This is a genomic window from Dactylosporangium sp. CS-047395 (assembly GCF_050942185.1).
In the GTDB taxonomy this organism is placed as follows: domain Bacteria; phylum Actinomycetota; class Actinomycetes; order Mycobacteriales; family Micromonosporaceae; genus Dactylosporangium.
Map to the genome: position 1 here is coordinate 3,815,111 of NZ_CP192015.1, position 20,406 is coordinate 3,835,516.

General features: G+C 72.7%; 22 protein-coding genes. 13 read left to right on the top strand and 9 right to left on the bottom strand.

The annotated features are described in order from the left end of the window. Positions 1–4: 4 nt before the first annotated feature. Positions 5–502, bottom strand: a complete 498-nt coding sequence (locus tag ACQP00_RS17925) for an AMIN-like domain-containing (lipo)protein (RefSeq protein ID WP_433220424.1) — start codon at positions 500–502, stop codon at positions 5–7. A 98-nt stretch (positions 503–600) separates the two neighbouring features. On the opposite strand from ACQP00_RS17925, the gene ACQP00_RS17930 reads away from it, so the two are divergent. Further along, complete coding sequence (locus ACQP00_RS17930; RefSeq protein WP_433220426.1) at positions 601–972, top strand: hypothetical protein; 372 nt, start codon at positions 601–603, stop codon at positions 970–972. 37 nt (positions 973–1,009) lie between these two features. Here the strand turns inward: ACQP00_RS17930 and tnpA are convergent, their stop codons facing one another. Continuing rightward, positions 1,010–1,426 carry an IS200/IS605 family transposase gene (gene tnpA / locus ACQP00_RS17935; RefSeq protein WP_433220428.1) on the bottom strand — a complete coding sequence of 139 codons (417 nt, stop codon included), beginning with the start codon at positions 1,424–1,426 and terminating at the stop codon, positions 1,010–1,012. Between the two features lie 16 nt (positions 1,427–1,442). Here tnpA and ACQP00_RS17940 point away from each other — a divergent pair, with 16 nt between their 5' ends. Both ACQP00_RS17940 and ACQP00_RS17945 read left to right on the top strand, forming a co-directional pair. Beyond that, positions 1,443–2,765, top strand: coding sequence for an RNA-guided endonuclease InsQ/TnpB family protein (locus ACQP00_RS17940; protein ID WP_433220430.1), 1,323 nt, complete (start codon positions 1,443–1,445; stop codon positions 2,763–2,765). Between the two features lie 37 nt (positions 2,766–2,802). Next, positions 2,803–3,687: a hypothetical protein gene (locus tag ACQP00_RS17945; RefSeq protein ID WP_433220433.1), complete on the top strand. Its 885-nt coding sequence runs from the start codon at positions 2,803–2,805 to the stop codon at positions 3,685–3,687. Here ACQP00_RS17945 and lexA read toward each other — a convergent pair. Continuing rightward, entirely contained in the window at positions 3,673–4,278 is a 606-nt protein-coding gene (gene lexA, locus ACQP00_RS17950) for a transcriptional repressor LexA (protein WP_433220436.1), read from the bottom strand. The two genes, ACQP00_RS17945 and lexA, sit on opposite strands and share 15 nt — an antisense overlap. 126 nt (positions 4,279–4,404) lie before the next feature. On the opposite strand from lexA, the gene ACQP00_RS17955 reads away from it, so the two are divergent. Further along, positions 4,405–5,490, top strand: a complete 1,086-nt coding sequence (locus ACQP00_RS17955; protein ID WP_433220438.1) for a hypothetical protein — start codon at positions 4,405–4,407, stop codon at positions 5,488–5,490. Positions 5,491–5,498: 8 nt separating this feature from the next. Here ACQP00_RS17955 and ACQP00_RS17960 read toward each other — a convergent pair whose 3' ends face one another. Continuing rightward, positions 5,499–5,792 (bottom strand): hypothetical protein, encoded by a 294-nt coding sequence (locus ACQP00_RS17960; RefSeq protein WP_433220441.1) that lies wholly within the window; start codon positions 5,790–5,792, stop codon positions 5,499–5,501. 16 nt (positions 5,793–5,808) lie between these two features. On the opposite strand from ACQP00_RS17960, the gene ACQP00_RS17965 reads away from it, so the two are divergent. Further along, the gene (locus ACQP00_RS17965; protein ID WP_433220443.1) at positions 5,809–6,246 is read left to right on the top strand and encodes a GNAT family N-acetyltransferase; all 438 of its coding nucleotides are present in this window, start codon (positions 5,809–5,811) and stop codon (positions 6,244–6,246) included. Between the two features lie 70 nt (positions 6,247–6,316). On the opposite strand, the gene ACQP00_RS17970 is transcribed toward ACQP00_RS17965, so the two are convergent. Then, the gene (locus ACQP00_RS17970) at positions 6,317–7,849 is read right to left on the bottom strand and encodes an aminotransferase class I/II-fold pyridoxal phosphate-dependent enzyme (protein ID WP_433220446.1); all 1,533 of its coding nucleotides are present in this window, start codon (positions 7,847–7,849) and stop codon (positions 6,317–6,319) included. Positions 7,850–7,934: 85 nt separating this feature from the next. Here ACQP00_RS17970 and ACQP00_RS17975 point away from each other — a divergent pair, with 85 nt between their 5' ends. The 3 genes from ACQP00_RS17975 (at position 7,935) to ACQP00_RS17985 (ending at position 9,615) form a co-directional block, all read left to right on the top strand. Further along, the gene (locus tag ACQP00_RS17975; RefSeq protein ID WP_433220448.1) at positions 7,935–8,474 is read left to right on the top strand and encodes a CGNR zinc finger domain-containing protein; all 540 of its coding nucleotides are present in this window, start codon (positions 7,935–7,937) and stop codon (positions 8,472–8,474) included. Beyond that, positions 8,471–8,968, top strand: a complete 498-nt coding sequence (locus ACQP00_RS17980) for a hypothetical protein (RefSeq protein ID WP_433220450.1) — start codon at positions 8,471–8,473, stop codon at positions 8,966–8,968. Before ACQP00_RS17975 ends, ACQP00_RS17980 begins: the two co-directional genes overlap by 4 nt. Positions 8,969–9,051: 83 nt before the next feature. After that, positions 9,052–9,615, top strand: coding sequence for a GNAT family N-acetyltransferase (locus ACQP00_RS17985; RefSeq protein WP_433220453.1), 564 nt, complete (start codon positions 9,052–9,054; stop codon positions 9,613–9,615). A gap of 21 nt (positions 9,616–9,636) precedes the next feature. On the opposite strand, the gene ACQP00_RS17990 is transcribed toward ACQP00_RS17985, so the two are convergent. Further along, the gene (locus ACQP00_RS17990) at positions 9,637–11,709 is read right to left on the bottom strand and encodes an MMPL family transporter (RefSeq protein ID WP_433220456.1); all 2,073 of its coding nucleotides are present in this window, start codon (positions 11,707–11,709) and stop codon (positions 9,637–9,639) included. A gap of 133 nt (positions 11,710–11,842) precedes the next feature. Here ACQP00_RS17990 and ACQP00_RS17995 point away from each other — a divergent pair, with 133 nt between their 5' ends. The 4 genes from ACQP00_RS17995 (at position 11,843) to ACQP00_RS18010 (ending at position 16,158) form a co-directional block, all read left to right on the top strand. After that, positions 11,843–12,994, top strand: coding sequence for a sensor histidine kinase (locus tag ACQP00_RS17995; RefSeq protein ID WP_433220458.1), 1,152 nt, complete (start codon positions 11,843–11,845; stop codon positions 12,992–12,994). Then, on the top strand, positions 12,991–13,677 hold the full coding sequence (locus tag ACQP00_RS18000; RefSeq protein WP_433220461.1) for a response regulator: 687 nt from the start codon (positions 12,991–12,993) through the stop codon (positions 13,675–13,677). The genes ACQP00_RS17995 and ACQP00_RS18000 overlap by 4 nt, the downstream gene beginning before the upstream one ends. Before the next feature lie 10 nt (positions 13,678–13,687). After that, a complete protein-coding gene (locus ACQP00_RS18005; RefSeq protein ID WP_433220463.1) occupies positions 13,688–14,257 on the top strand; it encodes a hypothetical protein in 570 nt (189 codons plus the stop codon). A gap of 128 nt (positions 14,258–14,385) precedes the next feature. Further along, positions 14,386–16,158, top strand: coding sequence for a serine/threonine-protein kinase (locus tag ACQP00_RS18010; RefSeq protein WP_433220466.1), 1,773 nt, complete (start codon positions 14,386–14,388; stop codon positions 16,156–16,158). Here the strand turns inward: ACQP00_RS18010 and ACQP00_RS18015 are convergent. Beyond that, a complete protein-coding gene (locus ACQP00_RS18015) occupies positions 16,152–16,898 on the bottom strand; it encodes an LLM class flavin-dependent oxidoreductase (RefSeq protein ID WP_433220469.1) in 747 nt (248 codons plus the stop codon). The two genes, ACQP00_RS18010 and ACQP00_RS18015, sit on opposite strands and share 7 nt — an antisense overlap. Then, positions 16,895–17,638, bottom strand: coding sequence for an SDR family NAD(P)-dependent oxidoreductase (locus ACQP00_RS18020; protein WP_433220471.1), 744 nt, complete (start codon positions 17,636–17,638; stop codon positions 16,895–16,897). The genes ACQP00_RS18015 and ACQP00_RS18020 overlap by 4 nt, the downstream gene beginning before the upstream one ends. Before the next feature lie 39 nt (positions 17,639–17,677). Here ACQP00_RS18020 and ACQP00_RS18025 point away from each other — a divergent pair, with 39 nt between their 5' ends. Then, positions 17,678–19,129 carry a phenylacetate--CoA ligase family protein gene (locus ACQP00_RS18025; protein WP_433220474.1) on the top strand — a complete coding sequence of 484 codons (1,452 nt, stop codon included), beginning with the start codon at positions 17,678–17,680 and terminating at the stop codon, positions 19,127–19,129. Here ACQP00_RS18025 and ACQP00_RS18030 read toward each other — a convergent pair. Next, positions 19,117–20,406 (bottom strand): serine hydrolase domain-containing protein, encoded by a 1,290-nt coding sequence (locus ACQP00_RS18030; RefSeq protein ID WP_433220477.1) that lies wholly within the window; start codon positions 20,404–20,406, stop codon positions 19,117–19,119. The genes ACQP00_RS18025 and ACQP00_RS18030 overlap by 13 nt on opposite strands.

Sequence of the window (20,406 nt, forward strand, 5' to 3'; positions counted from 1 at the left end):
CAGGTCAATGGGCGACGTCGATGGCGACGCGGTCCGGGCCGTGCAGGACCAGCACGCGGAACCCGGACCGGGCGGTGACGCCCAGGCCGAAGCTCGCGTAGCTCTCGAAGTAGCCGCCGGACTTGATCTGCCGCAGCGCCGGCAGGTTCGGGTTGTAGACGGTGGTGAGGTCGAGGGCGGGGGTGCAGGCGTCGCTGAAGACCACGAGGAGCGTGGCCGCGCCCGCGAGGGGGATGGTGGTGCCCTGGCCCTGGCTGACCAGCGGGGCGTACTCCACCCGCCAGCCGGGTGTGCCGCCGGTGAAGTCGAAGACGGCGCGGTCGTACTGGTCGTGCCGGCCGGCGCGGATGCCGGTCAGGACGGGGCCGTGGCAGCCCGCCGGGTCGCCGGAGACGGGTGCGGTGCTCGTCGGGGCGGGCAGGTCGTCCGTGGCGCGGGCCGCGGACGGGATCGCGAGGATCATCGCCGTACAAGCGATGGCGGTGACAAGGGATCGAATCATGCACCGTTGACGCCGGATCACGCCCGCCGGTTTACGTCAGGTCGTTGACACCATTCGATGCGGGGTCGTGTCATGGTGGGATGCGCAGCGTTGCCGTCATGGCCGTTCTGCTCGGCCTCCTCATGTATCCGGGGAATGCGCACGCCGCTCCGCCCGCGTGCGCTCCGCCTGTCGCGAGCACCACCCAGCCCGGCTATCTCGTCGCCGACCCCGCCTGCGATCCGGACGGCACGCCGTTCGCGCCGGTCGCGGGCTCCACGGTGGACACCGGCATCCTCAACGGCGCCGCCTACCGCCTCGAGCGGCCGGCCCGCTGGAACGGGGAGCTCGTCGTCTTCGCCCACGGCTACCGGGGCACCGGCACCACCGTCTTCGTCAGCAGCCCGTCGCTGCGGGCCTACTACCTCGAGCGTGGCTTCGCCTGGGCCGCCTCCGGCTCCCAGGATGCGGCCTTCAGGCCGGGGGTGTAGGCCCGTGCTGGGAGGGCCGCTGGGCCTGAGCAGTGCCTTAATCGGGACGGTTCTGCTGCTCGATGTACTGCTGCACGACGTCCAGCGGGGCGCCGCCTGCGGAGCCGGCGAAGTACGAGGCCGACCAGAGGTTGTTGGCCCGGTAGTAGTGGCGCACGAGATCAGGGAACTCCTGCCGCAGCCGCCGCGATGAGACGCCCTTGAGCGAGTTAACCAGACGGGCAACGGCCACCTTGGGCGGGAAGCTGACCAGAAGGTGCACATGGCTGTCCTCGCCGTTGAACTCGACCAGCTCGGCCTCGAAGCCGGTGCACACATCCCGCATGATCGCCTCCATGCGGATGAGGTGCCGGTCGGTGAACACCTTGTGCCGGAACTTCGTCATAAAGACCAAGTGGACGTGCATCGCGAAAACACAGTGCCTGCCAGTGCGGATGCCTGCAAGTTCAGCCATAGACCAACATGATAAAGTGCTGCTCGTGCAGCTCCGTTACAACTTCCGTGTCTACCCGACGCCCGGCCAGCAGATCGAGCTGGCCAGGGCGTTCGGGTGCGCGCGGGTGGTGTTCAACGACGGGCTCCGGCTGCGCCAGGCTGCGTGGGAGGCGGGCGAGCAGTACGTCTCCGACGCCGAGCTGTCCCGCCGCCTGATCACCGAGGCGAAGCTGACTCCCGAGCGGGCCTGGCTGGGCGAGGTGTCGGCCGTGGTGTTGCAGCAGGCCGTCGCGGACCTGAACACCGCGTACCGCAACTTCTTCGCCTCGATCACCGGCAAGCGCAAGGGCCGCAAGGTGGCCCCGCCCCGGTTCCGGTCCCGCAAGGACAACCGGCAGGCGATTCGGTTCACCAAGAACTCCCGGTTCAAGGTCCTCGACAACGGCCGCCTGCGCCTGCCGAAGATTGGTGACCTGGCGGTCCGCTGGTCGAGGACCCTGCCAAGCGACCCGTCGTCCGTCACGGTCATCAAGGACGCCACCGGCCGGTACTTCGCCTCATTCGTCGTCCAGGTGACCGGCGAGGCATCACCGCCGGGCGAGTCCGAGGTCGGCATCGACCTGGGCCTGACGCACTTCGCGGTCATGTCCGACGGCTCGAAGGTTGCCGCGCCGAAGTTCCTGAGGCGGGCGGCCCGCAAACTCAAACGGTTGCAGCGGGCCCTTTCGCGCAAGCAGAAGGGTTCGGCGAACCATAGGAAGGCCGTTGTGAAGGTCGCTCGGGCACACGCCCGGGTGGCCGATACCCGGCGGGACTGGCAGCACAAGCTGTCCACGGCGATCATCCGCGAGAACCAAGCGGTGTACGTCGAGGACCTGTGCGTCGTCGGTCTCGGCCGGACCCGGCTCGCGAAGTCTGTGCACGACGCCGGCTGGGCCAGCTTCACCGCAATGCTGGAGTACAAGGCCGCCCGGTACGGGCGCACCTTCGGCAGGGTGGACCGGTTCTTCCCGTCCACTCGCAGGTGCTCGGCGTGTGGCCGCATCAACGAGAAGATCGCGCTGCACGTTCGAGCGTGGGACTGCCCGTGCGGCAGCCACCACGATCGGGACGTCAACGCCGCGAAGAACGTGTTGGCCGCCGGACAGGCGGACAACGCAAACGACCGTGGAGCGCACGGAAGACCAGGACTCGTCCCGGCAGCGCGCACAGAAGCGGTAACCCACCCGCACGCCGCGTATTCCACACGCAGCTTGGAGGGAATCTCCGTCCTTCAGGGCAGAGAGGATGTCAACAGACCAACGGCTACGTCGTCGTCGGGCAGGGCGTGCGCGACTCGTACGCCCTCATCGACCTGATCAAATCCGTACCGTTCATCGGCCGAAGGACGTCTACATGGCCGGCGAGTCGATGGGCGGGCACATCACCGCGGTGGCGATCGAGCACTATCCGCGCGCGTTCGTCGGCGCGATGCCGGTGTGCGGGGTGCTCGGCGACGCGGAACTGTTCGACTACTTCCTCGACGCGAACCTCACCGCGGCCGCGCTGACCGGCGTGCCCGTGCCGTTCCCGGCCGACCCCGCCGCCTACGAGGCCCTGGTCCGCCAGGAGCTGCCGCGCCTCGACGGGCGCTGGGCGGACGTGGTCGAGCAGCGCAGCGGCGGCACCCGGCCCGGGTTCGACCAGGCCTTCGCGTACTGGAGCGCGCTGCCGTCGATCCCGCCGCTGACCACGGTGCCGTTCCTGTTCGGCCTGTACCCGGGGCTGACCGGCGGCACCGCCGGCATCGCGAAGGGCAACGTGACGTCGAACCGGTTCACGCTGTACCAGGAGGATGCGAACCCGTGGCTGTCGCGCGACGAGCTGCGGCTCAACCGCGACGTGCTGCGCGTCGAGCGGACCGACGGGCCGAGCCGGGGGCTGGACGGGATTCCGAAGGTCGACGGCCGCCCGCCGGTGCCGACGTTGTCGATGCACACGGTCGGGGATCTCTTCGTGCCGATCTCCATGGAGCAGGTGTACGCCCAGCGCGCCCGCGCCAACGGCCGCTCCGGCCTGTTCGTGTCCAGGGCGATCCGGGCCCTCGGGCACTGCGAGTTCACGCAGCCGGAGCTGCGGGCCGGCTTCGACGACCTGGTGCGGTGGGTGCGCACCGGCCACAAGCCTGGCGGTGACGCCATCCTCGACCGCCGAACCGTCGCCGACCCGCGGTTCGGCTGCCGGTACACCCTGTCCGATCGACCCAACTTCGGCGCGGCCTGCCCGTCACACGCGGCGTAGGACCGCCACGACCTTGCCGAGAATGGTGGCGTCGTCGCCCGGGATCACGGTGTACGCCGGGTTGCGGGGCACCAGTTCGACGTGGCCGTCGCGGGTGCGGTAGGCCTTCACGGTCGCCTCGCCCTCGAGCATCGCCGCGACGATGTCACCGTTCTCGGCCACCGCCTGCTGGCGCACCACCACGATGTCGCCGTCGCAGATCGCCGCCTCGATCATCGAGTCGCCCTTGACGTGCAGGGCGAAGAGCGTGCCGTGCCCGACCAGCGTGGTCGGCAGGGTCAGCTCGTCGTCGGGCACCTCTTGGGCGAGGATCGGGCCACCGGCGGCGATCGTGCCGACCAGCGGCACCGCCACCCCGGGGTCGGAGCGCTCCGCGCAGTCCCACGGGCTGCGGATGTCCACCGCCCGCGGCCCGTGCGCGTCGCGGCGGATCAGCCCGGCCTTCTCCATCGCCTTGAGATGGTGGGCGACCGAGGACGGCGACCCGAGGCCGATCGCCGCGCCGATCTCGCGCACCGTCGGCGGGTATCCGCGTTTCTCGATCGAATCGCGGATGACCGAAAGAATGCTCTGCTGCCGCGGGCTCGTCATGTCCGCACGATACCCGAATCCTTCGATCAGGTGTACGAATCGGCCCGAATTTTGATCCATCCGTGCGAACGGGACCGCGCTGTTCGGCCCAGTACATCGACGTCCACGAGACTTATGCTGACCGCCATGCTCGACAGGCCCCTCGTGTCGCGGGACAAGTACCCGCACCGCGTCGCTCACATCCACGGCCTGATCGAGGCGGGCGAGGACGACGGGCTCGCCGCCGAACTCGTCGAGCTGGCGGCGGCCAACGGCGACGTCTGGCGGTACGACGGAGCCACCGTCAGGGACGAGGTGCTGGCGCTGCCGGACGCCCGCCGCTGCGCGCTGACCCTGCGCGTGATCGAACGCGCGACGGCCGCGACACCCCCGGTGCCGGTCGGGCGGCTGCTGGTGCAGATCGGGCGGGGGATACCGGCCGGCGCGCTGTCGTGGGGGGCCGCGCGGTACCTCATCGACGCCGTCTCCACCTGGAGCACCGAGCGGCCGGAGACCCTCGCGGTGCTGGCCGAGGTGGCCGAGCGGGAGACCGGCGCGTGCCCGCCGGCGCTGCTGGCCGTCATCCGCCGCACCGCCCACGACGTCGACAAGCGCTGGCCGACGGGCGCGAGCGACCCGCTGCGGCCGTGGCTGGACCGCTACGCCGGCCGGCTCAACGTCGGCGAGCCGTGGGCCGAGGCGGCCGACGCCGAGACCCCGGCCCCGGAGCTGATCACCCACGCGCTGACCGCCTCCGGCGCCAAGCCCGCCTCCCGCTGGGCCCAGCACAGCCAGGACCTGCTGCCCGACCTCGGCGGCGACACCACCCGCACCCTCATCCGCCGCTGGCTCACCCTCGTCCCGCGCCCCCGCACCATTCCGCTGGCCGGCGGGGACCGTTTCGACCCGAACGAGGTCCCGGACCCGCACAACGCCAAAGCCCTGCGGGGCCTGCTGTATCTGCTGGCCGTCACCCCGTCCCGCGAGGACGACGTGGCGGCGGTGGGGCGGCTGGTGCAGTACAGCGGCGAGAAGGTCCCCGGGCACGGCCCGCGCAGCCAGATGCTCGCCCACGCCGGGATCTACGCCCTGGAACGGTTCTCCACGGTGCCGGCGCTGCGGGAGATGGCCCGGCTGCGCTCGCTCGGCCAGCCGCCGGGCATCGGCGCCGCCCTGACCGGCGCGATCGCCCGCCGCTCAGTCGCCCTCGGCGTCGATCCGGCCCGGTTGTAGCCCCGGCGTCAGCGAGCCGACGACCGGGCGGCGACGTCGGCCATGGCGGCCCGGTACTCGGCCGGTTCCAGTCGTCCGCTCAGCAGCCGTTCGATCGCCTCCGCCTCGGCCTTGGCGAGGCCGTCGCGGGGCTCGGGGAGCGGGCCGAACCGGGACGCCAGCCAGAGCGCGGCCCGCGGCTCGTAGGCGCCGTGGCGGCGGTCGCGGCGGATCAGCCAGGCGTGCGCGGCGATCAGGCCGGCGTAGGCGAGGGCGATCAGCAGGGCCACGAGCAGCGGTGCGGGCACGCCCCAGTCTCCCACGCGTAGGCTCGCGATCGTGACGGACATCCGGGTGTACCGCGCCGGACCCGCCGATCTGGGCCCGCTCCTGGCGCTCGTGGCGGAGTTCTGCGCGGTCGACGGGCACGACTTCGACGAGCGGCGGGTCACCCGGGCGCTCGGGCCGCTGCTCCGTGACGACACGCACGGGCAGGTCTGGCTGGCCGGTCCGGACGCCGGGTACGCGGTCGTCACGTGGGGCTGGAGCCTCGAGTCCGGCGGCCGGGAGGCGCTGCTCGACGAGATCTTCGTCCGCGAGCGGGGCCGTGGGCTGGGCGCGCGGCTGCTGGAGGCGGTCACCGCGGCCGCGGCCGGGGCGGGTGCCGCGGTCATGTTCCTGGAGACCGAGGCGCCCAACGCGCGGGTCCGGCAGTTCTACGCGCGGCACGGGTTCGCGGCCCAGGACTCGGTGTGGATGAGCCGGGCGCTGGACTGACCGGCGGGTAACCGTACAGTGTCACGTGCGGGAGCGTCCGGGGCAGGCACCGCCACGGACGCTCCCCCCTTCACCGCAGCTGCGGGGTGAGGCGCTCGAGGATGTCGGCGAGCACGGCGGGACCGGTCGCGAAGTTGAGCCGGACGCAGTCGCCGGTGTCGACGTCGGTGCCGGCCGAGAACTCCGCACCCTCGCTGAGCCGCACCCGGGCGGTCCGTTCCAGCCGGGCCGCCGGGGCGGGTGCCCGCAGGCCGCCGAGCCAGGCGAGGTAGGTGCCCTCCGGCTCGCGGTACCGCAGCGGGAGCCCGGCCGCCCACGCGCCGACCGTGGCCCGGTTGGCGGTGAGCGTGCCCCGCAGGTCCTCCAGCCAGCCGGCCCCGTCCCGCCACGCGGCGACGGTGGCGAGACGGCCGAGCGTGCTCGGGGTACCGAAGAAGTCTGGGGGCATATTGTCCAGTTGCGCGCGGAGGGCGGCCGGCCCGACGTGCGCGACCGCGCAGCGCAGCCCGGCGAGGTTGAACGCCTTCGTGGCCGAGGTGGCGGTGATGGTCCGGCGGGCCGCCCGCTCGGACAGCGCGGCGAACGGGATGTGCCGGTGCGGCGCGTAGACCAGGTCGGCGTGCATCTCGTCGGCCAGCACCGGCAGGTCGTGCCGCTCGGCCAGGTCCAGCAGCGCCTCCAGCTCGTCCCGGCGGAACACCCGGCCGCTGGGGTTCTGCGGGTTGACGAGCACCATGAGCCGCACACCGTCCATCGAGGACCGTCCGATCGGGACGATCCGGCGTCCACTGCGGACGATCGCGGCCAGGAACGGCGGATAGGCGGGCACGTGGATCGCCACCCCGTCGCCGGGCCGGGTGGTCTGCTCGATGACCACCTGCAGGATCTGCAGCACGTCGGTGAAGACGCGGGTGTGCCCGCCGCTGGGCGTCCACCCGTGCCGGGCGGCCATCCACGCCTCGAACGCGGCCGGCACCGGGTCGCCGTCCGGCCAATGTGGATAGCCGAAGTCCTCCCGGTCGACGGCGTCGAGCAGGGCGTGCCGGATCGCGGGGGCCACGCCGAGGTCCATGTCGGCGACCCAGGCCCCGATGGTGCCGGGGGCGACGTCGCCCCACTTGGCCCCGGTCCCGCGCCGCACCGCCTCCTTCGGCCGGAGCAGGTCCCGCAGGATCTCGAGCTGGCCGTGGTGCTGGGCCAGTTCCTCGTACACGTGCAGCAGGGCCGCCCCTTGCGTGGCGATCCCGGCCGGGCCGAGGAAGCCGGGGTCGGGTTCCCGGGCGAGCGGCTTGCTCCAGTCCGCCGCCCGCGCGTCCGCGGCCAGCTGCTCCCGGGCCAGCTCGACCCGTTCGAGGAGCCCGGCCACCGGCCCGGTCGCGGTGAACTCGGCGTCGCGGTCGCGCTCGACCGTTCGCCCGGCCACGAGCCCGCCGGCCCAGTAGCCGACCACGCCGAGACAGTGCGTCAGCAGCGCGTACGGCGAGCTGGCCCCCTGCACCGGCGGCCGGGTGTTGGCGAGGTCGTCGCCGAGCCCGCCCACGATCCCGGCCATGCCCGACAGCGCCCGCCCGGTCGCGTCCAGGTACTCCTCCACGGTGATCACCGCGCGCCCCCTCCGTCGCGTCACCGGCTTGACCGGTGACGGGGACACCTTGCGCGCCGACCCCGTCACCTGTCAAGGTGGTGACGTGACGTTCGTGTTCGTGAGCGGCGACCTTGCCCTGGACTTCGCCGCGACCCTGAAATGGCGGCGCCGCGCCGAGCCGGACGAACTCCTGCCGGCCGGGGCCGAGGTGGGCCGGTGGGCGGTGGAGGCGGGGCTGCTCACCCGCGCGCCGCGGATCGGCACGGACGAGCATCGCGAGCTGCTCGCGTTGCGCGAAGCGGTGTACCGGCTGCTGCATCCGTCCGCGGCCGCGCCCCGGCCGGCCGACGTGCGCGTGGTGAACCGGGCCGCCGCGCAGCCGGGGCCGACACTGGCGCTGACCGCCGGCGGGGTGCGCCGGACCGGGGACGCGGGCGCGGTGGGCGCGGCGATCGCGGGGGCGGCCCTCGCCCTGCTGGAGAGCCGCCCGCCGATCCGGGAGTGCGCGGGCGAGGAGTGCACCCGGCTGTTCGTCGACCGCTCGCGCGCCGGGAACCGGACCTGGTGCGGGATGGACGAGTGCGGCAACAAGGTGAAGGCGGCCTCGTACCGCGCCCGCCGCATCCGTACAGTCCCGATGTGACCGTTGCCGCGCGACTCAATGATCGGCAGTTCCGCGGCCACCGTGTCCGGCGTATCCCGCATCCCCTCGACGACGTGATCATCGCGGTGATCGCGTCGTACCGGACGGCGTCGCCGTCCGAACGGCAGGCGATGGCCGGCGAGCTGAACGGGGTCGCGCTCGGTGCGTTGGGTACCTTTCCGGAGCGCCTGGCCGCCGTCGCGGTCCGGACCCGGTCCGTTGAGCCGCTCCGCCAAGGCTTGGCCGGGCTGGGCATGGTCGTCGGCCGACTCAGCGATCCGCGTGCGTATCTGTATCCGCTGGCAGCGGTCAACCATGCCGCCGATCTGCTGGGAACCGACCTCACGACGATCATCGCAGCCATGGCCCGGGAGCTTTCCGAAGCTGCCTTGACCGAGTTCAGGCTGTTCGTCTCGCGCAACGACCGAGACAAGTCCCTCAAGGCGTTCGGGCTGCAGACGCAGGGCGAGGGAGACACGTTCCGCTACTGGTGATCGCACGCCGGCGATGCCGTGCTCAACGCCGGCCGCTGCCATTACCATCATCGATGCAATCTCGGGCTGCCTGGAGGTTACCGATGAGACCCACCGAGCTGCCGGGCGGTGCCGTGTTGCGACCGCTCGAGCTGGCGGACGTACCCGCGTTGCTCGAGGCGAAGCTGCGGACCAGGCATCTGATGCTCCGGGCGGTGCCCGACCGGCCCGCGTCCTTCTGGACGGTCGAAGGCCAGCGCGACTGGGTCGAGCAGGAGTTGCGTCGCGACGCGGCCGAGGAGTCGCTGACCTGCGTGATCGCCCGCGGCCCGGCGGTCCTGGGGATGCTGGGCCTGAGCGGCATCGTGCGCGGCCCCTTCCGCAACGCCACCATCAGCTACTGGCTGGACCCGGCCGAACACGGCAAGGGCCTGGCCAGCACCGCGGTCGCCGTCATCTGCGCCGCCGCCGATGCCGAGTTGGACCTGCACCGGATCGAGGCGGGCACCATGGCCGACAATGTCGCCTCGCAGCGAGTCCTGCTCAGGAACGGCTTCGAACAGCTCGGCCGCGCCCGCGACTACGTCTACAGCGAGGGCGCGTGGCGAGACGTCCTGCTGTTCCAACGCATCCTGCACGACCGCCCCCTGCAGACCGGGCATGCATGAGGGGACGGGTGGGTCGGCTCCTCACTCGTGTTCCAGGGCCACCACCGGCAGGCGGCGGGCCAGCGGGGCGGGCAGCCACCAGGCGTGCCGGCCCAGCAGCTGCATGACCGCCGGCACGATCAGGCAGCGGATGACGACCGCGTCCAGCAGGACCGCCGTGGCCAGGCCGAGGCCGAACTGGCGCAGCATCCGGTCCGGGGCGAGCAGGAACGAGCCGAACACGAGCACCATGATGGCCGCGGCGGCGGTGACCACCTGGCCGGTCGTGGCCAGGCCCTCGGTGACCGCGGCGGCCGGGTCGGGCCGGCGGCGCCACGCCTCGTGCATGCGGGCCAGCAGGAAGACCTCGTAGTCCATGGACAGGCCGAACACGATCGCGAAGATCATCACCGGGACGTAGGCCTCGACCGGGCCGGGCTGCTCGCCCAGCCAGCCGCGCTGGAACACCAGGGTGACCACGCCGAGGGCGGCGCCGACGCTGAGCAGGTTGAGCAGCGCCGCCTTGATCGGGATGAGGACCGAGCGGAACACCACGAGCAGCAGCAGGGCCGAGACGGCGACGACGACCCCGACGAAGGCCGGGAGCCGCCCGCCGACCGCGTCGGAGAAGTCGACCACGGCCGCGGTACTGCCACCGACCAGGAACGTCGCCCCGGTCCTCGCGGCCACCGGCGGCAGGACGCCGGTGCGCAGCCGCTCGACGAGCTCGGTGGTCTCCGGCGCCTGCGGGCCGGTGGTGGGCACGACGATCACGGTCGCGCCGCCGCCGGGGAACGCCTCGGCCACCCCGTCCGCCTCGGCCAGGGCCTCCCGCGCGGCCGTCGCGGCCTGCTGGTCGCCGCGCACGACCACCACGAGCGGGCCGTTGAAGCCCGGGCCGAAGCCGGCGCTGAGCAGGTCGTACGCCTTGCGCGTGGTGGTCGCGGCCGGGTCGGTGCCGGAGTCGGCGAAGCCCAGCCGCAGCCCGAGCAGGGGAGCGGTCAGCGCGAGCAGGGCCAGGGTCGGCAGCACGGCCGCCAGCCACGGCCGCCGCTGCACCGCACCGGACCAGCGCCGCCAGCGCTCGCCCTGCTGCCCGCGCTGCTCGCGGTGGGCGCGTTTCGCCGCGCGCCGCTGCACGGACCGCTCGATGCGCGCACCGAACACCGCGAGCAGCGCGGGCAGCAGGGTGAGCGCGGCGAGCATCGTGACGAGCACCGTCGCGGCCACGGCGACCGCCACGCCCTGCAACGAGCCCAGGCCGAGCACGACCAGGCCGAGCAGCGCCACGATCACGGTGCAGCCGGCGAAGAACACCGTGCGGCCGGCCGTGTCCAGCGCGCGTGCGACCGCGTCCGCGCGCGACAGCCCGGCGAGCAGTTCACCGCGGAAGCGCGAGAACACGAGCAGCGCGTAGTCGATGCCGACGCCCAGGCCGACCAGGATGAGCAGCGGCGTGGTGAAGTCGGCGACGGTCGCGACGTGCGAGGCGAGCACGACCAGACCGATCGCGCTGCCCACCGCGAACACCGCGATGATGACCGGCAGGCTCGCGGCGAGCAGCGAACCGAACATGAGCACCAGGATGACGAGCGCGGCGAGCAGCCCCGCGCCCTCGGCCGCGCCGCCCTCGGATTCCTGCGCGCCGCGCACCGCGTCCCCGCCCAGCTCGACGCGCAGCCCGTCGCCGGCCGCGTCCTGCGCGGTGTCGATGATGCGCCGCACGTCCGCCGCCGGGACGTCCTGCGACTGGGCGTCGAGCGTGAGGGTGGCGTAGCCGACGGTACCGTCGCGGGACGTTTCAAGTTTTTGCATGTCGGCCACGTGCGGCAGGGTGGCTAGCCGGGCCAGCATCGGGTCGATCCGGCCCCGCTGCGCGTCCAGCCCGTTCGCGGCCTGGAGCACCACCTGCACGCTCGCTCCGGCCTGGGCCGGGGCCGACTCGCGCAGCACCTCCAGGGCCCGCTGCGATTCCGTGCCCGGCAACGAGAAGTCGTTGTGGTACCGCGCGCCGGCCGCCTGCGACCCGAGGCTCACCGCCACCAGCACCAGCACCCACGCGGCCAGCGCCAACCAGCGCCGGCGGTACGCCCAACCTGCGATCCGCTCGAACATGGGCCGACCGTACGAACGCCGTCCCTCGCGCCGAAACCCTCCGCGGTAGCCATCCGGCATACCTCCGTGGGGGTACGCGGGCTCCCTCCGCGGCACGATCCGCCCTGCCCAGCCGCCGTTTACGCTGGAGCGCATGGCGAACACCGGCGCACGGCGGACGGCGGCCGACCTCGCGCTCGCGATCGCCGGGCTCGCCGCGACCCTCGCCGTGCTCGGCAGCGACGGCTTCGGCACGCCCGACCCGCGCTCGCGCCACCTGGACCTGCTCGGCGCCGGGCTCGCGGTGCTGGCCAGTGCGCCGTTGGCCGTGCGGCGGCGGGCCCCGGCGGCCGGGTTCGCGGTGAGCGCCCTGGCCAGTGTGGTGCTGCTGCGGCTCGGCTACCCGCTGGACGCGCCGCTGGCCACGGCGGCGGCGGCCTATGCGGTCGCGGTCGCGTACAGCGGCGCCCGCCCCGGCCCGCGGTTCCTGGCGCTGACCGGCGTCACCGCCTTCGTCCCGGCGGTCGCGCTCGCCTACGCGTCGGTCGGCGTGCGGGTCTGGGACATCTCCACCGAACTGCTCGCCTGGGCCGCCGCGTTCGCCGGCCTGTGGATCGCCGGCGACCGCACCCGGCTGCGCGCGCTCCGACTGGCCGAAGCAGAGGAAAACGCCGCACGTGTACTGGCCGATGCCGAGCGCGACCGCCGCCTCGCCGCCGCCGACGAACGCACCCGGATCGCCCGCGAACTGCACGACTCGGCCGGCCACGCGATCAATGTCATCCTCGTGCAGGCCGGCGCGGCGCGGCTGCTGCAGGACCGCGACCCCGACCGGGCCCGCGCGGCGCTCGGCACCGTCGAGGCGGTCGCCCGCGAGACCATCGCCGACATCGACCGCCTGGTCCGGGCGCTGCGCGACAACCGCGACGAGCAGGACGTGCCCGCCGACCCGGGCGCCCTGCACGAGCTCATCGACCGGCACCGCGGCTCCGGGCTGCGCATCGCGGCCGACCTGCCCGCGTCGGTGGTGCCGCTGCCGCGCAGCGTGGCGTGGGCGGCGTACCGGATTCTGCAGGAGGCGCTGACCAACGCGGCCCGCCACGGCGAGGGCAGCGCCGCGGTCGCCGTCCGCTCCGGCCCTGACCGGCTCGAGATCGACGTGACGAACCCCTTCCAAGCGGGGGACCGCCGCAACGGCCACGGCATCGTCGGCATGCGCGAACGCGCCACCCTGCTCGGCGGCACCCTGCACGCCGACGGCATGAACGGCCAGTTCCGCCTCACCGCCGTGCTGCCGCACCGATGAGCGCCCAGCTCCGCGTCATGGTCGTCGACGACGACCACCTGATGCGCGCCGGGCTGTGCGCGATCCTGTCCGTCGACGACCGCCTGCACATCGTGGCCGAGGCGGCCAACGGCGCGGAGGCGGTCGAACGGGCCGTCGAGCTCACGCCGGACGTGGTACTCATGGACATCCGGATGCCGGTCCTGGACGGCATCGAGGCGACCCGGCGCATCGCCGCCGCCGCGCCGGACGTGCGCCTGCTCATCCTCACCACGTTCGAGGACGACGACTACGTGCTCGGCGCGCTCCGCGCGGGCGCGGCCGGCTTCGTGCTCAAGCGCATCCAGCCCGAGCAGCTCATCGCCGCCATCCACACCGTGGCCGGCGGCGACAGCCTGCTCGCACCCGAGGTGACCCGGACCGTCGTGGCCCACCTGGCCGGCCCGGCCGCACCCGACCCACGGGCGCTGCGCCGATTGCAGCAACTCACGCCGCGCGAACGCGATGTGCTCACGCTGATCGCCCAGGGCCTGTCGAACGCGGGCATCGCCGAGACGCTGACCATCGAGGAGTCGACGGTCAAGACACACGTCAAGCGCATCCTGGCCAAGCTGGCACTGCGCGACCGCGTGCATGCGGTGATCGTGGCGTACGAGACAGGGCTCATCCGGGCTGGCTCTTCGCCAGGTAGCAAGATCGAGTAGCATGCCCCGGGTGAAGACATCGGGGGATCTCGTTCGCTACGGCCTGGCGGGGGTTATCACGGTCGGCCTGATCGCCGGCCTGCTCGGCTGCGGCGGCGGGAACGGCGGCGGCATCGACGTACCGCTGGCCCAGCCGATACCGTCGGTGAGCAAGAGCACCGAGCCGGCGTACGTGCCGAGCCCGCTCAAGACGGTCACCCTGGAGAAGAAGACCCCGGCCACCCCGCAGACCACCCCGGCCGAGTGCCGCTACGCCACCAAGGACGAGGTCTCCGACATCATCGGCGAGCCGATCCGCACCACGACGGTGGCCGTCGGCGGATGCTGGTACCTGCTGGCGGACGTCGCCGTCCTGAACACGAGCGTCAAGGTCACCGTGTTCCGCAACCGGGCGGCCCAGCAGGACGAGGACGAGGTCCCGGTCTCCGGCCTCGGCGGCAAGGCCTTCTGGTACGACGAACACAACCTCGAGGTCCAGCTCGGCAAGGACGTCGTGTGGATCGACGTCGCCTACATCAAGGCCGACGACAAACTCGAACGCGCCAAGCAACTGCTCGCCCTGGTGCGGAAGCGGATCTAGCGGCTGGTTGTTCTCCCGGGGGACGCCGTTCAGGCCGTGCGTTCGGGCCGTTTTGCTGAAGCCGTTCCAAGGGTGCGGCATGGTCCACTGGTCCGCGGATGATCGGCGGTCCGGGTGGGAGCACAGGGTTGAGCGTCACGCTGGTTGAGCGGTACCGGCTGGAATCGCCGATCGGGGCCGGCGGCATGGGCACCGTGTGGCGCGCGACCGACCTCACGCTCGAGCGCGCGGTCGCGGTCAAGGAGGTGCGGTTTCCCGCCTCGCTGTCCGACGACGAGCGTGTCGAGCTGACCGACCGGGCCATGCGTGAGGCGCGCAGCGCGGCGAAGCTCGACCATCCGCACATCGTGGCCGTGCATGACGTGGTTGTCGCCGACGGCCGTCCGTGGATCGTCATGCGCCTGGTCGAGGGTCGCTCGCTCGACCAGGTCGTGCGCGACGACGGGCCGCTCACCCCGGCCGCCGCCGCGCGGGTCGGGATCGCGCTGGTCGGTGCCCTGGAGGCGGCCCACGCGGCCGGGATCGTGCACCGGGACGTGAAACCGTCGAACGTGCTCGTCCAGCCGGACGGGAAGGTGTTGCTGACCGACTTCTCGATCGCGGCCGCGTTCGGGACGGGGACGCTGACGAAGACCGGCATTCTGCTCGGATCGCCCGGGTACATCGCGCCGGAACGCCTGCGCACGGGTAAGGCCGGACCGGAGGCGGACTACTTCTCCCTGGGCGCGACCCTGTACTTCGCGGTCGAGGGGCGTAACCCGTTCGCGGTCGCCGACGACGCGCTGGCGGGATTGTTCGCGGCGGCCACCGAGGAGCATCCGCGGCCGGAGCGAGCCGGTGCGTTGACGGCCGCGCTCGACGGACTGCTGGCGAAGGACCCGGCGGCGCGGCTGGGCGGCGAGGCGGCGCGGTCGTCGCTGCTGGCCGTTGCGAAGGCGCCGGACCCGAAGACCGTCGCCGAGGCGGTCGTGTTCAGCGCGGGCCGGGCGGCGCTCGCGCAGGCCGCGGACGCGCAGGAGGCAGACCTGGCAGCGCCGGCCGCACCGGCTGCGCCGGCGCATGATCGGACTCCGGAGCAGGCGCCCACCGCCGGCCATGACCTGACGCCGGACCAGGCTCCGGACAGCGTGCCGACGGCGCAGCACGACCTGACGCCGCCGCACGACCTGACCCCGCAGCAACCACCCACCGCGGCGCTGGACCCGGCGGCCACGGTTCCACAGGATCCCGGGTCGGTGCTCGACCAGGCACCGTCGCGCACGCCGTGGTTACGCAGACCGGCCGTCCTGGCCGGGTCGGGGGTGCTCGCGCTGCTCATCGTGGTGGGCATTCTCGCGCGCCCCGATCACGAGAAGCCGAAGACCGCGCAGGAACCGCCGGCTCCGACCGTCGTGACGTCCAGCGCCGCAGCGGCGTCGCCGTCGCCGAGTGATGTCGTCGCGTCCGCCAGCGAGGCGCTGGCCGCGGCTGCGCCGACCACCGAGGCCGTCGTGATCGATCGGCCGGCCGACACGAGGACGACGACCAAGCCCGCCGCCAAGCCCACGACCGCCGCCGCTCAGCCGGCGCCGCCGCCCGCGCCGGCTACGACCGGGGCGTCGCTGTCGCTGAGCTCGACCACGTACACGGGTTACTGCGGGCCCGGCTCGGCTCAGGTCACCGTGTACGTGACGATCAAGACGAGCACCCCGTCGCCGGCCATCCGGTTCGAGATGCACTCGACGGACGGCTTCAACGGCAGCGCGTACACGGGAACGGCGTCGAACGGCAGTTACTCGACCAGCTTCGGGCTCAACGTCGGCATCGGTGCGAAACCCGCGACCACCGACTTCTGGTTCACCGTGACCAGCCCGACCTCACGCTCGTCGAACCGCGTCACGTTCCACAACAACTGCTACTGACGCGGCGGGCCGGCCTCGACCCGGGTCCTGGCGGCGTCGAGGTCGCCGCGCCACCAGCCGAGGGCCTCGATCCACCAGGTGGCGCCGGCGTCGGCGTAGGGGGTCACGCGGGGGGCGTCTGCCGGGCCGGTGGTGAAGCCTTCGAGGGCGAGGTCCTTGCCGGGGACGAACGCGGCGGCGCCGGCGAGAGCGTCGAGCGGTACCGGCGAAGTTCTTTGGTCTTCGAAGGTTGGCATCGCGCCGTCGAAGCGGGCGGCTCGGCGCAGGCCGGCGGTGCGTGGCCAGCGGGCGCCGCACCAGATCGGGATCGGCGGGACGTTCCACTCGTGCCAGAGGTCCTGCAGGCGGGCGAGGCGCTCGTCCATCGCGCGGCCGCGGGTGCGCAGGTCGGGGTCGAGGCCGAACTCGGTGTACTCGCGGTCCATCGACCCCAGTGTGGCCACGAGCGTCAGGCGGCCGCCGGACAGGGCGTTGATCGCCGCGGTGTCCTGGGCGATCTCCTGGACCTGGCGGCGGGGGACGGCCACCGTCAGCAGGATCCGCACGCGGCTGGTGGCGGCGGCGATCGCGGCGGCGGCGACGGTCGGGCTGGCGACCGGCCAACCCTCCTGGTGGTACAGCACGTGGTCCCACAGATTCACGCCGTCCCAGCCGTGCCGCTCGGCGGCGACGGCCAGGTCGAGCAGCGCCCGCACATCGCCGAACTGCCCGACAGTTGGCAGGCCGATCGCGTACCTCATCGCAGGGTCACGCCGGACAGGGCGGCGCACGCGGCGAGCAGGCCGTCCTGGAAGTGCACGTCGTGCGCCGCCGGGTTGGGGCGCAGGTCCTCGCGGCGCTTGAAGTAGCGGCCGGTGACCAGCGCGTCGCCGTCCTCGGTGGCCAGCCAGACCTGGGTCTCGGCGCCCTCGGGCAGGTCGTCGGTGGCGTTCGGGCCGCCGAGCTTGGTGCGGATCCAGCCGGGGTCGACGGCGTTGCTGAGGACCTCCGGCCACAGCCGGGCGACGGCGAACGCGAGGGCGACGTCGTGCAGCTTGGAGTCGCTGTACGCCTGCATGCCGTTCCACGGTTTGCGCTCGTACTGCAGGTCGTCGAGGTCGGCCACGCCCACCGATTCGAGGCCGGAGGTGAGGTAGATGATCCGCTGCGGGCGGGGCATGAGCGCGGTGAGCACGTACGGCGCGAGCACGTTCACCTGGAAGGTGCGCTCGATGCCGTCGCCGGTCACCCGGCGCTCGTCCTGGCCGCCGATGCCCGCGTTGTGGATGACCACGTCGAACGCGCCGGCGGTGCGGCCCAGCTCGCGGGTCTGCTCCAGGTCGGCGAGGTCGCCGATGAGCACCTCGGGCTTGTCGTCGAGCGCCGTCGCGCGCTCCTCGCCGCGGGCGTGGAAGACCACGTCGTGGCCGCGTTGCTGCAGGGTGCGGGCCGTCTCCAGCCCGATGCCGTCCGTCGAACCGGTGACCAGGATGCGCGCCATAGTTGGCCCACCGTAGCAGGATCACGGTACGGTCCGGACATGCATGAGCGCGCGGCGCGAACGTTGGAGCGGCTCGCGGAGTTCTACTCGGCGCCCGCCGCACCGCTGGGCGGGGACCCGGCGGCCCGGGCGCTGGAGCTGTTCCACGAGGTGGCGGGCAGTGTGCCGGCCTACGCGGCGTTCCTGGCCGAGCACGGCGTCGACCCCGCGGCGGTGCGGACGCCCGAGGACTTCGCGGCGCTGCCGATGGTCGCGAAGGAGTCGTACCTGCGGAAGTTTCCGCTCGCCGAGCGCTGCCGGGGCGGCCGGCTCGACGGGAACGACACCGTCGCCGTCTCCTCCGGGTCCTCGGGGCGGCCGACGGTGTGGCCGCGCTCGGTCGTCGACGAGCTCGCGGTCGCCCGCCGGTTCGAGGACGCGCTGGTCAACGGGTTCGGCGCGGACGAGCACCCGACGCTGGTCGTGGTGTGCTTCGCGCTCGGCAGCTGGGTCGGCGGGATGTACACCGCGGCGGCCTGCCGGCACCTCGCGGCCAAGGGGTACCCGATCACCGTGGCGACGCCGGGCAACAGCGTCGACGAGATCCTGCGTATGGTGACCGAGCTTTCTTCGCAGTACGAGCGGACGGTGCTGGCCGGCTATCCGCCGTTCGTGAAGAACGTCGTCGACGAGGGCGTCCGCCGCGGCGTGGACTGGCCCGCGTCCGGGGTGCGCATGCTGCTGGCCGGCGAGGTGTTCAGCGAGGAGTGGCGCGAGCTGATGGGCCGCCGCGCGGGCATGCTCGACGCGGACGCCGACACGGTGTCGCTCTACGGCACCGCGGACGCCGGCGTGCTCGGCAACGAGACACCGCTGAGCGTGCGCGTGCGCCGGTTCCTCGCCTCCCGGCCCGAGCTGGCCCGTGAGCTGTTCGGTGATTCGCGGCTGCCGACGCTCGTCCAATACGACCCGCTGATCCGGTACTTCGAGACGCACGACGGCACGCTGCTGTTCACCGGCGACGGCGGGGTGCCGCTCGTTCGGTACCACATCGCGGACGAGGGCGGCCTGCTGTCCCATGCGGACGTGCTCGCCTTCTGCCAGGAGCACGGGTTCGACCCGGGTGACGGTGACGAGCGTCCGTTCGTCTACGTCTTCGGGCGGTCGCTGTTCACGGTGTCGTACTTCGGCGCCAACATCTACCCCGAGAACGTCACCGTCGCGCTGGAGCATCCGGACATCGCCGACGACGTGACGGGCAAGTTCGTCATGCAGGTGCGCAGCGACGCCGACGAGGAGCGCCGGTTCGCGGTCGTCGTCGAGCGCGCACCGGACCGCCCCGCGCCGGAGAAGGTCCTCGTGTCGGCGGCGATCCGGGCCGCGCTGCTGCGGCTCAACAGCGAGTTCGCGAACTATGTGCCGCCGCAGTACCAGACGCCGGTCGTCGAGCTGCGCGAGCCCGGCGACCCCGAGTGGTTCCCGGTGGGGGTCAAGCACCGCTACAGCCGCTGAGCGCGCACCTGCGGGTAGCCGGTCGGGCCGAAGGACACGTTGTCGCTCGGGTTGATGAGCAGCTCGTCGCCATCCACGTGGAAGCGGTACGTCCGCACGAACGGGCCGTCGGTGTAGGCCACCCGCAGCGTGAAGTCGTCGCCGTCCCAGGCGCCCGTGGCCGCGGTGGTGCCGTTGGGGATCCAGGCGTCGGGGGAGTACGGGTGCTCGTGCACGCCGGTGGCGTCCTCGAACACGACCCGGCCCGGGGCGAGCGTCACCGCGCGGATCGTCGGGGCCTGCTCGTGGCTCGGCCGCCAGTCGCTCGGCCGCAGCCGGCGCGGCTCCGCCACCGTGAAGCGACCCTCCACCGTGGACGGTCCACCCTGGACGGTCGGCAGCGACAGAGCCAGATCCGGTGTCGGGGCCAGGTCGTCCAGCAGGTGCTCCCACACCAGGTTGAGCACGGCCTGCAGGTCATGGGTGCCCGCGGTCAGCGCCAGCACCGCGTCCTGCTCGGGCAGGACGACGCAGAACTGGCCGAACGCGCCGTCGCCGCGGAAGCCGTTGTGCCGGCAACGCCAGAACTGGAAGCCGTACCCCTGCTTCCAGTCCGGCAGCGGCTCGCCGTCGCCGTTGTCGTTCTCGACGTGCTTGCGGGTCGCCTCCTGCGCCCAGCCGGCGGGGAGGATGCCGTCGGGGTCGTGGAGGTACAACTGGCCGAAACGCGCGATCTCGGGCGTCCGCGCGGACATGCCCCAGCCGGCGACGTCCCGGCCGTGCGGGCACTGTTCCCAGGTGACGGGGCCGAACCCGAGCGGGTCGAACAGCCGCGGGCGCAGATAGTCGACCAGCCGCTCGCCGGTCAGGCGCTGCACGATCGCGCCCACGGTGTAGGTGCCCGCCGTGTTGTACAGGAAGTGCGTCCCCGGCTCCCGCTCGATCGGCACGCTCAGGAACGCGTCGAGCCAGTCGTCGCTGCGGGTCATGGCGTCGGACGGGTCCTCGACGTGGCCGGTCGTCATCGTGAGCAGATGCCGGACGCGCAGGCGCGGGTCGCCGCGGCCGTCGCAGTGCTTGGCCACCGGGTCGTCCAGGTCGAGCAGGCCCTCGGCGATCGCGAACCCGGCGGCGGTGCTGGTGAAGCTCTTGCTCAGCGAGAAGAGCCGGTGCGGCCGGTCGAGCGCGTACGGCTGCCACGCGCCCTGGGCCACCACCTCGCCGCCGCGCAGGAACACCAGGCTGTGCAGCGCGTCGATGGATCGCTCGGCCGCATCGATGAAGGTCCGCACGCTCAT

What these genes read in the sequence shown, in the direction of transcription:
- ACQP00_RS17925 (WP_433220424.1), bottom strand. Translation starts at nt 502, where the DNA reads ATGATTCGATCCCTTGTCACCGCCATCGCTTGTACGGCGATGATCCTC.
- ACQP00_RS17930 (WP_433220426.1), top strand. Translation starts at nt 601, where the DNA reads ATGGCCGTTCTGCTCGGCCTCCTCATGTATCCGGGGAATGCGCACGCC.
- tnpA (WP_433220428.1), bottom strand. Translation starts at nt 1,426, where the DNA reads ATGGCTGAACTTGCAGGCATCCGCACTGGCAGGCACTGTGTTTTCGCG.
- ACQP00_RS17945 (WP_433220433.1), top strand. Translation starts at nt 2,803, where the DNA reads ATGGCCGGCGAGTCGATGGGCGGGCACATCACCGCGGTGGCGATCGAG.
- lexA (WP_433220436.1), bottom strand. Translation starts at nt 4,278, where the DNA reads ATGACGAGCCCGCGGCAGCAGAGCATTCTTTCGGTCATCCGCGATTCG.
- ACQP00_RS17955 (WP_433220438.1), top strand. Translation starts at nt 4,405, where the DNA reads ATGCTCGACAGGCCCCTCGTGTCGCGGGACAAGTACCCGCACCGCGTC.
- ACQP00_RS17985 (WP_433220453.1), top strand. Translation starts at nt 9,052, where the DNA reads ATGAGACCCACCGAGCTGCCGGGCGGTGCCGTGTTGCGACCGCTCGAG.
- ACQP00_RS17990 (WP_433220456.1), bottom strand. Translation starts at nt 11,709, where the DNA reads ATGTTCGAGCGGATCGCAGGTTGGGCGTACCGCCGGCGCTGGTTGGCG.
- ACQP00_RS17995 (WP_433220458.1), top strand. Translation starts at nt 11,843, where the DNA reads ATGGCGAACACCGGCGCACGGCGGACGGCGGCCGACCTCGCGCTCGCG.
- ACQP00_RS18000 (WP_433220461.1), top strand. Translation starts at nt 12,991, where the DNA reads ATGAGCGCCCAGCTCCGCGTCATGGTCGTCGACGACGACCACCTGATG.
- ACQP00_RS18015 (WP_433220469.1), bottom strand. Translation starts at nt 16,898, where the DNA reads ATGAGGTACGCGATCGGCCTGCCAACTGTCGGGCAGTTCGGCGATGTG.
- ACQP00_RS18020 (WP_433220471.1), bottom strand. Translation starts at nt 17,638, where the DNA reads ATGGCGCGCATCCTGGTCACCGGTTCGACGGACGGCATCGGGCTGGAG.
- ACQP00_RS18025 (WP_433220474.1), top strand. Translation starts at nt 17,678, where the DNA reads ATGCATGAGCGCGCGGCGCGAACGTTGGAGCGGCTCGCGGAGTTCTAC.
- ACQP00_RS18030 (WP_433220477.1), bottom strand. Translation starts at nt 20,406, where the DNA reads ATGAGCGTGCGGACCTTCATCGATGCGGCCGAGCGATCCATCGACGCG.